Source organism: Flavonifractor sp. DFI.6.63 (assembly GCF_024462255.1).
In the GTDB taxonomy this organism is placed as follows: domain Bacteria; phylum Bacillota; class Clostridia; order Oscillospirales; family Oscillospiraceae; genus Lawsonibacter_A; species Lawsonibacter_A hominis.
In genome coordinates this window covers 38,894-51,309 of sequence record NZ_JANGBE010000027.1, presented here as the reverse complement: position 1 = coordinate 51,309, position 12,416 = coordinate 38,894, and the positions used below count along the sequence as shown (strand labels likewise).

The window sequence follows — 12,416 nt, the reverse complement described above, 5'->3', positions numbered from 1 at the left end:
CGCCCGCCTTCCGATGGAAGGCGGGCGGCTGCGTTATGCGCTATTCCGCAGCGGCGGGGGGGAGGGGGATCTCGGGCATCAGTTCCGCCGAGACGATGGTGAGCATCTCCTCCAGCTTGGCGGCTTCCTCGGGAGAAAAACGCTCCTGGATCCGGCCCATCACCGTGTTCAGATATCGGTAACTGATGTTGTAGTAGTCGATATACTTTTGGGTGACTTCCAGATGGTACTCGCGCTTGTCGTCGGGGGACTGGACCTTGCGGACATACCCCTTCTGGATCAGACTGTTGACCTTATAGGCGGCGTTTGGGGGCGAGATCGCCACAAAGCGGGAGAATTCGTTGATGGTGGGCTTGCCCAGGGCCATGATGATCTCCATGCAGAAGGTCTCCACCGTGGTGAGGCTGGCCTCCCGCTTCTGAAAGCGGGCGAAGACCGCCCGGTAAAAATGCAGCTTGAACTTGGTGTATACCTGGTTGAAGGCTGCCTCCAGCATATGCCACACTCCTCTGATCTGCTTCGTTCCAGCACAGTATAGCAGATTGCGGCCCATCCGGCAAGTCAGCCGACGGCAAAGGTCAGCTCCGCCTGACAGGCAAGCTTGCCCGCCACCCTGGCCTCCGCCTTGCCGAAGCCCACGCCGCCCCGCTGCTCCACCAGCGTGCAGGAGAGCTCCAGCACGTCGCCGGGGACCACCTGCCGCCGGAAGCGGCAGCGCTTTACTCCGCCGAAGAACGCCAGCTTTCCCCGGTTTTCCGGCAGAGACAGGGCGGCCACCGCGCCGGTCTGGGCCAGAGACTCCAGAATGAGCACCCCCGGCAGGATCGGGCGGCCGGGGAAGTGCCCGGCAAAAAAGGGCTCGTCCAGGGCGACGCATTTGTACCCCCTTGCCCACACGCCGGGTTCGTAATCGGTGATGCGGTCCACCAGCAGAAAGGGCGGCCGGTGGGGCAGGATGTCCATGATCTGGACCGTGTTCAGTTCCATGCGCATCCCTCCCAGCGCCGCAGCAGCAGGCTGACGTTGTGGCCGCCGAACCCCAGCGAGTTGGACATGGCGTATTCCACCCCGGCCGCCCGTCCGGCGTTTGGCACTACGTCCAGATCGCAGGCCGGGTCGGGCTTCTGATAGTGGATGGTGGGGGGGAGGAAGCCGTCCCGCAGGGCCAGGGCGGTAAAGAGCGCCTCCACGGCGCCGGAGGCCCCCAGCAGATGGCCGGTCATGGATTTGGTGGAGCTGATGGCCAGGCGCCGGGCGTGAGGGCCGAAGGCGGCTTTGATAGCGGCGGTCTCGCAGGCGTCGTTGAGCGGGGTGGAGGTGCCGTGTGCGTTGAGATAGCCCACCTGCTCCGGAGCGATCCCGGCATCCGCCAGGGCGGCGCGCATGCAGGCGGCGGCTCCCGCTCCGCCCGGGGCGGGGGCTGTGATGTGGTGTGCGTCACAGGTGGCGCCGTATCCGACCACCTCGGCCAGGATATCGGCCCCGCGCCGCTGTGCATGGGAGAGCTCCTCCAACAGCAGGATGCCCGCCCCCTCTCCCATCACGAAGCCGGAGCGCTCCGCGTCGAAGGGGATCGAGGCCCGCTCCGGGTCGGGGCAGAGGGTCAGCGCATGCATGGAGGTGAAGCCGCCGATGCCGGAGGGAGTGATAGCCGCCTCCGCTCCGCCGCAGAGCATCACCTCGGCATAGCCGTCCCGAATGTGGCGGAAGGCGTCGCCCACGGCGTTGGAGCCGCCCGCGCAGGCGGCCGCCGGACAGGCGCACATGCCCTGAAAGCCGTACCGGATGGCGATGTGCCCCGCCGCCAGATTGGTGATGGTCATGGGGATGTAGAAGGGGGAAATGCGCTCGAAGCCCTTTTCCACGCCCTTTTGGATTTCCCGCTCCAGGGTGGACAGACCGCCGATGCCGCTGGAGACCAGCACACCGCAGCGGGCCGGGTCCTCCCGCTCCGCGTTCAGGCCGCTGGCGGTCATGGCCTCGGCGGCGGCGGCCAGGGCAAACTGGGCAAAGCGGTCCAGCTTGCGGACGTCCCGTTTGTCGATGCAGTCTTCGGGGACAAAATGCTTGACCTCGGCGGCCAGGCGGACCTTCTGTCTGCCGGCGTCATACAGGGTGATGGGGGCCACGCCGCATACACCGGCGCGGGCGGCGGCCCAGCTCTCCGGGGCATTGCGGCCGATGGGGGTCAGCGCCCCCGCGCCGGTGATCACGACCCGTCGTTTTTCCATAGTCAATCTCCTTTTCAGACGGCTCCCCGGCGGCCTGCCGAAGAGCCTGTCGGCTGCGCGCCCAAGGCGCGCGGCGTGTGCCTTAAACGGCCATGCCTCCGTCCACGCAGAGGACCTGCCCAGTGATGTAGGCCGCCTCGTCGCTGGCCAGAAAGGCCACGGCCCTGGCTACGTCCTCTGCCGCGCCCATACGGCCCATGGGAATGGAGGCGAGCAGGGCGGCCCGGGCCGCTTCGGGCAGCGCGGCGGTCATATCTGTGTCGATCAGGCCGGGGGCCACCAGATTGACCGTGACGTCCCGGCTGGCCAGCTCCTTTGCAAGCGATTTGCCCAGGCCGATGAGGCCCGCCTTGCTGGCGGCGTAGTTGGTCTGGCCGGGGTTGCCCCGCAGCCCCACCACGCTGCTGACCGCCACGATGCGGCCGCAGCGCTGCTTTACCATGGGGCGGCAGGCGGCCTTCATGCAGAGGAAGGTGCCCTTCAGGTTGGTGTTTATCACCGTGTCGAAGTCCTCCTCCCGCAGGCGCAGCATCAGCTCGTCCCGGGCCACTCCGGCGTTGCAGACCAGAATGTCCAACCGGCCGAAGCGCTCCAGCACCGCCTGCAGCATAGCCTGACAGGCGGCGGAGCTGGCCACGTCGGCCTGAAGGGCGAAGGCCTGCGCGCCCACGGCGCGGCATGCCTGGACCGTTTGTTCGGCGGCGCCGGCGCTGCCGGAATAGTTGACGGCCACGCTGGCCCCCTGCCGGGCCAGCTCCAGACAGATGGCCCGCCCGATGCCGCGGCTGCCGCCGGTGACCAGCGCGGTTTTCCCGGTTAAACGCATGTGGATGCTCCTTTCAGGGCGGCCACCGCCGCCTCCAGTTCGTCCGCCGTCTCCACCGCCAGCGTGCGGATGGAGGGGGCGGCCTTTTTCACAAAGCCGGAGAGGACCCGGCCGGGGCCGATCTCCAGGACGGTGTCCACCCCCAGCGCCTCCAGACGGCGGATGGTGTCCTCCAGGTAGACGCTGCTCTGCACCTGCCGCTCCAGCAGGTCGGGAATGCTTTGGCCGGGGCGGAGACAGTCGCCGGTACAATTGAAGAGCACCGGAAACGCCATGGGGCCGAAGCGGAGGGAGCGAAACCGTTCCCGCAGCGCGTCCCCCGCGGGGGCCATCAGGGAGGTGTGAAATGCGCCCGAGACCCGCAGCGGCTGGCAGCGCCTGGCTCCGGCCTGCAGGGCCAGCACGCAGGCCCGTTCCACCGCCGCCGCGTCCCCGCCGATGACCAACTGGCCGGGACAGTTGTAGTTGGCGATGGATACCGTGCCGCAGGCCTGGGCCGCCGCGCAGACCTGCTGCAGAGCGGAACGGTCCAGCTTGAGCACGGCCGCCATGGTCCCCGGGCGGCCCCGGGCCGCCTGCTCCATGGCCCGGCCCCGGAAGCGGACCAGACCGATGGCGGTCTGGGCGTCAAACACCCCGGCGGCGTGGAGGGCGGAATATTCGCCCAGACTCAGGCCCGCGGCGTAATCCGGACGGATGCCCCTCTCCCGGAGCAGAGCGGTCATCCCCGCGGCAAAGGCCACCATGCAGGGCTGGGTGTGCTGGGTCTGCCCCAGCCGTTCCTCCGGCCCGAAAAAGCACAGCTCCTTTAACGCAAGGTCTGCCGGAGCGGCGTCGAATACCGCCCGGAACGCGGGGTAGGCCGCATACAGGTCGGCCCCCATGCCCGCGTGCTGGCTGCCCTGGCCGGCGTAGAGAAAAGCCAGCTTCATCTCAGCGCACCTCCTGCTCCAGCGCGGACAGCCGCTCCCGGCAGCCGTGCCACAGGTCTTCGAAAATGGCGCGCAGGGGGCGGATCTCCCGGAGCATGCCCGCCACCTGCCCCGCCATGAGGCTGCCGGTGCGGGTGTCCCCGTCGAAGACCGCCCGGCGCAGGCTGCCCAGCGTGAACCGCTCCAGCTCTTCCGTGCCGGCGCCGGCCTTTTCCCGGGCCAGATAGTCCCGTGCCATCTGGTTTTTCAAAAGACGCACGGGCGTGCCCCCAATGCGCCCGGTCACGGTGGTGGAGCTGTCCCGGGCCTTGAGCAGGGCCTGCTTGTAGTTGGCGTGGATAGGGCACTCCGCGCTGACCAGCAGGCAGGTGCCCAGCTGAGCGCCGCAGGCGCCCAGGGCGAAGGCGGCCAGCAGCTGGCGGGCGTCCGCAATGCCGCCGGCGGCCACCACGGGGATGGACACCGCGTCGCACACCTGGGGCACCAGGGCCATGGTGGCGGCCTCGCCTACGTGGCCGCCGGACTCGGTGCCCTCGGCAATGACGCCGTCCGCCCCGGCCCGCTCCACCAGCTTGGCCAGCGCCACCGCCGCCACCACGGGGAAGACCTTGGCCCCGGCCTGCTTCCACAGGGGAAGGTAGGGGGCGGGGTTGCCCGCCCCGGTGGTGATGAAGCCTACGTGCTCCTCCGCGGCGATCTGGGCCATGGCCCCGGCCTGGGGGTGCATGAGCATGATGTTCACGCCGAAGGGCTGGTCGGTCAGGCGGCGGCAGAGGCGGATCTGCGCCCGAAAGGCGTCGGCGTCCATGCCGCCCCCGCCGATCAGGCCCATACCGCCGGCGTTGGAGACGGCGGCGGCGAAGGGGGCGGTGGCGATGTTGGCCATGCCGCCCTGGATCAGGGGAAATTCCGTCCCCAAAAGTTCGTTTAAGTTCATTGTCAGCCTCACAAGAATACGCGCGCAGACACGCGCGGAATAGCGCCGGGGCGGCCCGCGGCATAAGACGAACGGCCCCCGAAAAGCCGCCGCTTTAGAGCGTCAGCAGGACCCCGCCCCAGGTGAGCCCCGCGCCGAAGCCCGCGCAGATCACCTTCTGCCCGGTGCGCAGCAGGCCCGTCCGGTCCATCTCGTCCAGGGCGATGGGGATGCTGGCCGCGGAGGTGTTGCCGTAGCGGTCCATGTTCTGATAAAACCGCTCCAGCGGAAGGCCCAGCCGCCGGGCGGCGGCGGAGACGATGCGGGCGTTGGCCTGGTGGGGCACAAACCAGTCAATCTCCTCCCCACGCAGGGCGGACTGCTCCAGCAGGGTGCGCACGCAGCGGGGCAGGGCCTCCACGGCGAAGCGGAACACAGCCTGGCCGTCCATGTGGATGACGGGGTGCGCCGGTCCGGGGCCTTCGATCCACAGCGGGGCCGCGTCGCCCCGGCTGCCCAGGGTGCAGGCGTAGGGGACCTGATCCAGGGTGACCACCGCCGCCCCGGCTCCGTCGCCGAAAAGGACGCAGGTGTTCCGGTCGGTGAAGTCCGTAATGCGGCTGAGCTGCTCGGCCCCGATGACCAGCGCGTAGGGGCGCGCGTCCTGCAGCAGCAGCCCCCGGGCCGCCTGCAGCGCGTAAATAAAGCCGGTGCAGCCCGCGCTCAGGTCAAAGCAGGCCAGTTCCTCCGGCAGGCCCAGCCGCTGCTGGACCAGGCAGGAGACCGAGGGGGAGGCGTAGTCGGGCGTGACGGTGGCGGTGATACAGGCGCACAGCTGTCCGGGGTCCGCTCCGGCCCGCTCCAGCGCCAGCCGGGCAGCGTCCGCGGCCAGGGAGGCCGCCGTCTCCTCCCCGCAGCAGAAGCGCCGCTCCCGGATGCCGGTGCGGGAGGCGATCCAGGCGTCGCTGGTATCCACCCGGCGGGAGAGCGCGTCATTGGTGACGATCTGCCGGGGCAGCGCCCGGCCGGTCGCGCAGATGCGAAGGCCCTTCATGATCCGATCCTCCGGAATGTTTCATAGCGCCGGGCGGCGAAATGCCCTTCCCGCTCCACCTGACGCAGGTGCCGGGAGAGGGCGCGGTCCACCGTGGCAAACGCGGCGGCCGGGTCCAGATGGGCGCCCCCCTCGGGTTCGGGGAGGATCTCGTGGATCACGCCCAGCGACAAAAGGTCGGCAGCCGTGAGCTTCATTACCTCGGCGGCCTCTCCGCTGCGCCCGGCGTCCTTCCACAGGATGGAGGCAAAGCCCTCCGGCGAGAGGACGGAGTAGACCGCGTTTTCCAGCATCAGTACCCGGTTGGCCACGGCGAGGGCCAGCGCGCCGCCGCTGCCCCCCTCCCCGGTAATGACGCAGAGGACCGGCACCTCCAGCGTGGAGAGCAGGGACAGGCAGGAGGCGATGGCCTCCCCCTGGCCCCGGGCCTCGGCCTCCAGGCCGGGGTAAGCTCCGGGAGTATCCACAAAGGTGATGACCGGCCGTCCGAATTTTTCCGCCTGGCGGAAGAGCCGCTGGGCCTTCCGGTAGCCCTCCGGGCCGGGCATGCCGAAGTTGCATTTCAGGTTTTCGCTCAGGTCGCGGCCCTTGCGGTGGCCCACTACCGTGACGGGACGGCCGTGGTACAGGGCCACGCCGCCCAAAATGCTGGCGTCCTCCCGGCACTGCCGGTCGCCCCGGCATTCAAAAAAGTCGGTGAACAGCGCGGCGATGTAGTCCGCCGTGCCGGGCCGCCCCGCATGGCGGGCCAGCGCGACCCGCTGCGCGGGCGTTTTATCCGCCATGGGCGCGCGCCTCCTTTCCATGCAGGCGCAGCAGCCGGGCAAGGGCCGCCCGCAGCTGGGCGCGGGGGACGATCTGGTCCAAAAAGCCGTGCTCCTGCAGGTATTCCGAGCGCTGGAAGCCCTCGGGCAGGGTCTGACCGATGGTCTGCTGGATTACCCGGGGACCGGCAAAACCGATCAGCGCCCCCGGCTCGGCCAGGGTGTAGTCCCCCAGGGAGGCAAAGGAGGCGGTCACGCCGCCGGTGGTGGGGTGGGTGAGGATGGAAATGTACAGCCCGCCCGCCTGAGAAAACCGGGCCAGGGCCGCGGAGGTCTTGGCCATCTGCATCAGGGACACGATGCCCTCCTGCATCCGGGCCCCGCCGCTGGCGGAGCAGATGATGAGGGGGCGGCGGGTGCGCCCGGCGTACTCGACGGCGCGGGTAAGCTTTTCCCCCACCGCCGCGCCCATGCTGCCCATCAGAAACTGACTGTCCAGCACGGCGGCCACCACGCTGCGGCCGTCGATCATTCCGCGGGCGGTGACCAGCGCCTCCGCAAGGCCGGTGGAGCGGCGGGCGGCGCGGAGCTTCTCCTCATAACCGGGAAAGTCCAGAGGATTGGCGGCGGTCAGCTTTTCGTCCAGCTCCCGGAAGCTGTGGGAATCCAGCAGCAGGCTCAAACGCAGATAGGCGCCGATGGGGTGGTGGTACCCGCAGGCGGGGCAGACGTACAGCGAGCGGACCAGCGCGCTCTTGGGCGTGACCCCGCCGCAGGCGGGACATTTGCCGAACACCGCCTTGGAGGGCTTGCGGCGGGGCACGTCCCGCTCCCTGCCCTCCCGCCGCTGCTTGAGCTGGATCAGACGGGCGCGGCGCTGGCTGAAATTGGGTTGTTCCATGGGTTACCTCCAAACGGACTGCAAAACAGCGGCAGTTCAACGGTGCCGCCTGGGCGGGGCTTATCCGCACGCCCAGGCCAGCAGTTCGTCCATGTGCTGTTCCAGAAAGCCGGTATCGTAAGTTCCCTTCACAAACTCCGGGTGGTAGAGGATCAGGTGGGCCAGGTCGGCAGTGGTGGGGTAGCCCTCAATGATCAGCTCCTCCAGCGCCCGGCGCATCCGGCGGATGCACTCCAGCCGGGTGGGGGCGTGGACGATGAGCTTGGCCGCCAGGGAGTCGTAATAGGGGGGCAGGTCATAGCCGGGGAAGAGGGCGGTGTCCACCCGCACGCCGGGACCGCCGGGCAGGTGGAGGAACGCGGTGCGCCCCGGCGCGGGCGCAAAGTTCCGGCGGGGGTCCTCGGCGTTGATGCGGCACTCCATGGCGTGGCCGGAGGGCCTGAGCTGCTCCTGGGTCACGCTCAGCGGCAGCCCCGCGGCGATGCGCAGCTGCTCCCGCACCAGGTCCACGCCCGTGACGGCCTCGGTCACCGGGTGCTCCACCTGGATGCGGGTATTCATCTCGATAAAATAAAAATGACCCGTCCGGTCCAGGACGAACTCCACCGTCCCGGCGCTGCGGTAGCCGGCGGCCTGGGCGGCGGCCACGGCGGCCGCGCCCATGCTTCCGCGCAGGGCCTCGTCCAGCGCACGGGAGGGGGACTCCTCGATGAGTTTTTGATTTTTTCGCTGGATGGAACAGTCCCGCTCCCCCAGATGCACCACATTTCCGTGGGCGTCGGCCAGGATCTGGAACTCGATGTGCCGGGGCGCCTGGATCAGCTTTTCCACATACAGCGCGCCGTCGCCGAAGCAGGCCTCGGCCTCGCCCCGGGCGGCGGCAAAGAGCGCGTCCATCTGCTCCGGGGAATCCACCCGCCGCATCCCGCGGCCGCCCCCTCCGGCAGAGGCCTTTACCAGCACGGGATAACCCACTGCGGCGGCGGCCGCGGCGGCCTGCGCGGCGTCGGCCACCGGCCCGTCCGAACCGGGGACGACCGGCACGCCGCTCTGCCGCATCAGCGTCCGCGCGGCGGCCTTGCTGCCCATCTGACGGATCACATCCCCGGGCGGGCCGATAAAGCACAGGTCGCACTTGGCGCAGAGGTCGGCAAACTCCGGGTTCTCCGACAGAAAGCCGTAGCCCGGGTGGACCGCGTCGCAGCCGGTCTCCAGGGCTGCGGTGAGGAGGGCGGACAGGTTCAGGTAGCTCTCCGCAGCGCGGGGCGGGCCCACGCACACCGACTGAGTGGCCAGCTGTACGTGCAGCGCCCCGGCGTCGGCGGTGGAATGGACGGCCACCGTCTCGATGTCCAGCTCCCGGCAGGCCCGGATGATCCGCACCGCGATTTCGCCCCGGTTGGCGATGAGTACCCGCCGGAACATCTCAAAGCTCCCGGACGCGGAACAGGGGGGCGCCGAACTCCGCCAGCTCCCCGTCCTTCCGCAGGACTTCCTCAATGACGCAATCGAAGGGCGCGGGCACCTGGCTCATCATCTTCATGGCCTCCAGCACGCATACGGTCCCGCCCTTGCGCACGGAGGCGCCCACCGGGGCGAAGGGAGCCTCCCCCGGCGCCGGGGCGGCATAAAAGGTGCCCACCAGCGGGGCGGTGATCAGGCAGCCGGGGAGCTCCGGCGCCGGAGCGGGCGCATGAAGCTGGGCCTGCAGCGGAGCAGAGGACGCGGGCGCGGCGGAAGCGGGGCCTGCGCCGGCGCTCTTTTCCAGCTTGACGCGCCCTCCTTCCAGCGCTACCTCCAGCCCGGTCAGGGGGGAGGCGTCAAAACGCTCCATCAGGGTGAACACTTGCTGCATGTCCATGGCTTACTCCTGGTGGGCCTCCAGATAACGGACGATATCGCCCACGGTCTTCACATTTTTCAGCTCCTCGTCGGGGATGGACACGCCCAGGGCCTCCTCGATGGCCATGTTCAGCTCCACGGCGTCCAGGGAGTCCGCCTCCAGGTCTTCCGCCAGGTCCGCCTCGGGGGTGACGGCCTCCAGATCGCAGCTCAGCGTCTCCGCGATGATATTACGTATCTGCTCAAACATAGGGAAAAGCTCCTTTCTTGTTTTGAAAACCAGTTCTAGAAATATAAATTATTTTAATTAAAATTATTTAACTAAAATAATTTAAGCGATATTGTAGCAGGTTTCCGGGAAATGTCAAGTAAAATTTTGGCGCGAAAAAACGCGGCCATGCAATCTGCATGGCCGCGTAAGCGTGCCTCCAAGGGGAAAAAGCCGCATTGGGGCGCCCGCTGCGGGGCGTTCCCGTGGGGAAACGATGGATCGGGCGGGACCGTCTGGTCACAGCAGTTCAAACGACAGCAGCTCCTGGGTACACTCGCGCTCCGGGTCGTCCAGGCCGCGTCCGTCTACCATCAATTCCCCCCGCTGATTGTCATAGGGGTCCTGCCGCCAGCCGGGCATGGGCGGGGTGAGGGGGGCGTAAAACTCGCTGTTGGCCACCATCCGCCAGGGGTCCAGATTGCCGAAATAGTGCCGGCGGCGCTGCACCTGGCCCTGACGGCGGGCGGAGGAGCCGTAGGAGCAGTCGGCCCACAGCCAGCCGTGGGGGGCGATATAGAACATGGCCCAGTCGTGGGGGCCGACGGAGTCGGGGCGGACCGCAAGGCCGCTCTGCCACCGGGCGGGGATGCCCACGATGCGGCACAGGGTGATGAACAGCAGAGCGAACACGCCGCAGTCCCCCCGCAGTTCCCGGGCGCAGGTGTCGGCGATGTCGTCCAGCTGCAGGTAGGCGGGCTGATAGCGGTAGTCGACATAGCCCGTTACATAGTCGTAGAGGGACCTGGCCTTTTCAACAGGAGAGGACAGGCCGTCCGTCAGGCGCTCGGCCAGCGCGCGCAGGTAGGGGGTAAAGACCACATGGGGCCACTGCTCCTCCAGGTCGAAGGAAGGCTGGACCCGGCTGGGACGGATGGTCAGGGGGTCGATGTAAACCGCCCGGTGGAGATACCGGTAGGTGACCGTAAAGGCGTCCCGTCCGCGGCTCTTCCACCAGATCGTACGCTGCGGCGCGTCCTCCGGGGCGCACACCCCGCCGGGCGTGGCGTCCAGGATCTGGATCTCGCTCTGCTGGGGACAGGCGGCGGGAATGGGCAGCCACGCCTGGACCTCCCGTCCCGCCGGGTCGGTCCGGGCACGGATACCGGCGCGCAGCGTGATGCGCGCGGTAAGGGCGCCCGCATCGCGCAGCCGCTCCAGCGTCAGCTCCCGCTCCGCCTGGTCCGTGTGCTCCTGGTGCAGGCCGGGGGCCTGGGCGGGGTAGAGGCGCAAAGACTCCAAAAACCGCTCGTGATAGTGGGGAACGGAGCCGATCATACGCCAGTCAATGCGCCCGGCATCCACCAACCCGTCAAATTGTTCCTCGGAGCAGCCGGGCCATTCGGCACGGATCATGGTCAGGGCCTGGGCACGGTCGTAGGGGTAGTCGCGGGGCAGACGTTCCAACCGCAGCCGTTCTACCATCAGGCGCTCCGCCAGCTCGGGCTGCCCGGCGGCGGACAGACGCAGGTCGATCAGACGTTTGGCCCCCTCCAGGTCACCCATGGCCTTCCGGCGGGCAATATCGGGGGGCAGGGCATCGGTCAGATGAACAAAGGCCTCGTTTTTCATCATGGGGCAGACCTCCCTTCCTTAGCCCTAGCATAGCACAAACGGGAGAATCTGCCAAGAGAAACCGCGGAAAAAGGGGAGGAAACGGTCGGAGGCTTATGGGGCCTCTTGCTCCGAAGAAGGTCCGCGGGGAGGAACGGCAGGAGCGGGAACAGGGCAGGGCGCAGCCGGTCCGGCGCGCCCCCCCTCAGCCGTAAAGCGCAGGCCATAGCCGGTCGGCGTCAGTACAGCAGCACGCTCTTTTTCAAAAAGGAAGAACAGAGGGCATTCCTGGAGAGATGCCAGGACGGGCGGGCCATGGCTCTGACGGCTACCGCTCTGTCCCGCCGAATTCAGGATAGAGCCGCGGCAGTAAATAGGCCAGGGTAGCCATCTCATGGGCACAATGATTGGCAAGGCCGTACGCACGTTCTTCTGAAATACGCTCCCCTGCTTTTAGGAGAACGACAGGTTTACCGTTGAGAAAATGGAGCCCCACCCAAAAGCGGGAGCGGTACTCAATTCCCTCCGGCGTCTTCCGGACATAATGCATAACGACAACAGGAAGCGGCCGGTCAGCGGGGGAACCGTCGGCCGGTTTGATCAGGCCGTTGGAGCCTCGGATAAGAACGATGTCGTCTTGCTGTGCCACGCGCCGGAGATCAAACCCAAAGAGCGCCGGATTCATCCGCCCCACAAAATAGAAATCCTCCAGACCCATGCCTACATTTTCCTGGGCCCAGGAAGGGCCCACACGGATGTGGCTTCCGGGGCACCAAAGCTTATAGCGCAGATCTTCCTGCTCGTGCCAAGGCCCCCACCAGTTATTTGCCTGAGGGGTCACGCCGGGCATTTTGGTCAGTGCTGCGGCATACCCCACCCCGTTGGGCAGTACGCAGTAACCGCTCTCGCGGGGCAGGTAACCCGGCTCCAAAAGTGCGTCCACCTGGTCGGGCAGCAAGGCGTCGGCGGGATCCATCGGCGCACCCCAGACGATCTGGGCCATGGTTTCCGGTGCGGGAGACTTGGCCCCTTCATAGTAGTATTTGGAATACGGCTTGCGTGTCTCGGCGTCGCTCAAGGGGGGAAGCTGAAGGGGGGGCGGCAGAACGAACATAATAACACATCCTT

At 67.7% G+C, this 12,416-nt stretch carries 14 protein-coding genes; all 14 read right to left on the bottom strand.

Annotated features, from left to right (window positions below):
• Positions 1-40 precede the first annotated feature (40 nt).
• The 14 genes from NE547_RS13320 to NE547_RS13255 all read right to left on the bottom strand — a co-directional run bounded on the left by NE547_RS13320 (position 41) and on the right by NE547_RS13255 (position 12,402).
• The gene (locus NE547_RS13320; protein WP_256176158.1) at positions 41-496 is read right to left on the bottom strand and encodes a MarR family winged helix-turn-helix transcriptional regulator; all 456 of its coding nucleotides are present in this window, start codon (positions 494-496) and stop codon (positions 41-43) included.
• A 65-nt stretch (positions 497-561) separates the two neighbouring features.
• The gene (gene fabZ, locus NE547_RS13315) at positions 562-987 is read right to left on the bottom strand and encodes a 3-hydroxyacyl-ACP dehydratase FabZ (protein WP_256176157.1); all 426 of its coding nucleotides are present in this window, start codon (positions 985-987) and stop codon (positions 562-564) included.
• The gene (gene fabF / locus NE547_RS13310; RefSeq protein ID WP_256176156.1) at positions 978-2,231 is read right to left on the bottom strand and encodes a beta-ketoacyl-ACP synthase II; all 1,254 of its coding nucleotides are present in this window, start codon (positions 2,229-2,231) and stop codon (positions 978-980) included. Before fabF ends, fabZ begins: the two co-directional genes overlap by 10 nt.
• Before the next feature lie 82 nt (positions 2,232-2,313).
• Positions 2,314-3,057, bottom strand: a complete 744-nt coding sequence (gene fabG, locus NE547_RS13305) for a 3-oxoacyl-[acyl-carrier-protein] reductase (protein WP_256176155.1) — start codon at positions 3,055-3,057, stop codon at positions 2,314-2,316.
• The gene (fabD, locus tag NE547_RS13300) at positions 3,048-3,989 is read right to left on the bottom strand and encodes an ACP S-malonyltransferase (protein WP_186907480.1); all 942 of its coding nucleotides are present in this window, start codon (positions 3,987-3,989) and stop codon (positions 3,048-3,050) included. Before fabD ends, fabG begins: the two co-directional genes overlap by 10 nt.
• A gap of 1 nt (position 3,990) precedes the next feature.
• Positions 3,991-4,926, bottom strand: coding sequence for a nitronate monooxygenase (locus NE547_RS13295; protein ID WP_186907481.1), 936 nt, complete (start codon positions 4,924-4,926; stop codon positions 3,991-3,993).
• A gap of 94 nt (positions 4,927-5,020) precedes the next feature.
• Positions 5,021-5,959 carry a beta-ketoacyl-ACP synthase III gene (locus NE547_RS13290; protein WP_186907482.1) on the bottom strand — a complete coding sequence of 313 codons (939 nt, stop codon included), beginning with the start codon at positions 5,957-5,959 and terminating at the stop codon, positions 5,021-5,023.
• Positions 5,956-6,744: an acetyl-CoA carboxylase carboxyltransferase subunit alpha gene (locus NE547_RS13285; RefSeq protein ID WP_186907483.1), complete on the bottom strand. Its 789-nt coding sequence runs from the start codon at positions 6,742-6,744 to the stop codon at positions 5,956-5,958. The genes NE547_RS13290 and NE547_RS13285 overlap by 4 nt, the downstream gene beginning before the upstream one ends.
• The gene (gene accD / locus NE547_RS13280; protein WP_186907484.1) at positions 6,734-7,624 is read right to left on the bottom strand and encodes an acetyl-CoA carboxylase, carboxyltransferase subunit beta; all 891 of its coding nucleotides are present in this window, start codon (positions 7,622-7,624) and stop codon (positions 6,734-6,736) included. The genes NE547_RS13285 and accD overlap by 11 nt, the downstream gene beginning before the upstream one ends.
• Positions 7,625-7,684: 60 nt before the next feature.
• Positions 7,685-9,049 carry an acetyl-CoA carboxylase biotin carboxylase subunit gene (gene accC, locus NE547_RS13275; protein ID WP_256176154.1) on the bottom strand — a complete coding sequence of 455 codons (1,365 nt, stop codon included), beginning with the start codon at positions 9,047-9,049 and terminating at the stop codon, positions 7,685-7,687.
• Between the two features lies 1 nt (position 9,050).
• On the bottom strand, positions 9,051-9,485 hold the full coding sequence (locus NE547_RS13270; RefSeq protein WP_256176153.1) for a biotin/lipoyl-containing protein: 435 nt from the start codon (positions 9,483-9,485) through the stop codon (positions 9,051-9,053).
• 3 nt (positions 9,486-9,488) lie between these two features.
• Positions 9,489-9,716 carry an acyl carrier protein gene (gene acpP / locus NE547_RS13265; protein WP_186907487.1) on the bottom strand — a complete coding sequence of 76 codons (228 nt, stop codon included), beginning with the start codon at positions 9,714-9,716 and terminating at the stop codon, positions 9,489-9,491.
• 258 nt (positions 9,717-9,974) lie between these two features.
• Complete coding sequence (locus NE547_RS13260; RefSeq protein WP_256176152.1) at positions 9,975-11,309, bottom strand: transglutaminase-like domain-containing protein; 1,335 nt, start codon at positions 11,307-11,309, stop codon at positions 9,975-9,977.
• A gap of 307 nt (positions 11,310-11,616) precedes the next feature.
• Positions 11,617-12,402, bottom strand: a complete 786-nt coding sequence (locus tag NE547_RS13255; protein ID WP_186907488.1) for a DAPG hydrolase family protein — start codon at positions 12,400-12,402, stop codon at positions 11,617-11,619.
• Positions 12,403-12,416 lie beyond the last annotated feature (14 nt).

What these genes read in the sequence shown, in the direction of transcription:
- accD (WP_186907484.1), bottom strand. Translation starts at nt 7,624, where the DNA reads ATGGAACAACCCAATTTCAGCCAGCGCCGCGCCCGTCTGATCCAGCTC.
- NE547_RS13320 (WP_256176158.1), bottom strand. Translation starts at nt 496, where the DNA reads ATGCTGGAGGCAGCCTTCAACCAGGTATACACCAAGTTCAAGCTGCAT.
- fabF (WP_256176156.1), bottom strand. Translation starts at nt 2,231, where the DNA reads ATGGAAAAACGACGGGTCGTGATCACCGGCGCGGGGGCGCTGACCCCC.
- accC (WP_256176154.1), bottom strand. Translation starts at nt 9,049, where the DNA reads ATGTTCCGGCGGGTACTCATCGCCAACCGGGGCGAAATCGCGGTGCGG.
- NE547_RS13270 (WP_256176153.1), bottom strand. Translation starts at nt 9,485, where the DNA reads ATGGACATGCAGCAAGTGTTCACCCTGATGGAGCGTTTTGACGCCTCC.
- NE547_RS13255 (WP_186907488.1), bottom strand. Translation starts at nt 12,402, where the DNA reads ATGTTCGTTCTGCCGCCCCCCCTTCAGCTTCCCCCCTTGAGCGACGCC.
- NE547_RS13290 (WP_186907482.1), bottom strand. Translation starts at nt 5,959, where the DNA reads ATGAAGGGCCTTCGCATCTGCGCGACCGGCCGGGCGCTGCCCCGGCAG.
- acpP (WP_186907487.1), bottom strand. Translation starts at nt 9,716, where the DNA reads ATGTTTGAGCAGATACGTAATATCATCGCGGAGACGCTGAGCTGCGAT.
- fabG (WP_256176155.1), bottom strand. Translation starts at nt 3,057, where the DNA reads ATGCGTTTAACCGGGAAAACCGCGCTGGTCACCGGCGGCAGCCGCGGC.
- fabD (WP_186907480.1), bottom strand. Translation starts at nt 3,989, where the DNA reads ATGAAGCTGGCTTTTCTCTACGCCGGCCAGGGCAGCCAGCACGCGGGC.
- NE547_RS13260 (WP_256176152.1), bottom strand. Translation starts at nt 11,309, where the DNA reads ATGATGAAAAACGAGGCCTTTGTTCATCTGACCGATGCCCTGCCCCCC.
- fabZ (WP_256176157.1), bottom strand. Translation starts at nt 987, where the DNA reads ATGGAACTGAACACGGTCCAGATCATGGACATCCTGCCCCACCGGCCG.
- NE547_RS13295 (WP_186907481.1), bottom strand. Translation starts at nt 4,926, where the DNA reads ATGAACTTAAACGAACTTTTGGGGACGGAATTTCCCCTGATCCAGGGC.
- NE547_RS13285 (WP_186907483.1), bottom strand. Translation starts at nt 6,744, where the DNA reads ATGGCGGATAAAACGCCCGCGCAGCGGGTCGCGCTGGCCCGCCATGCG.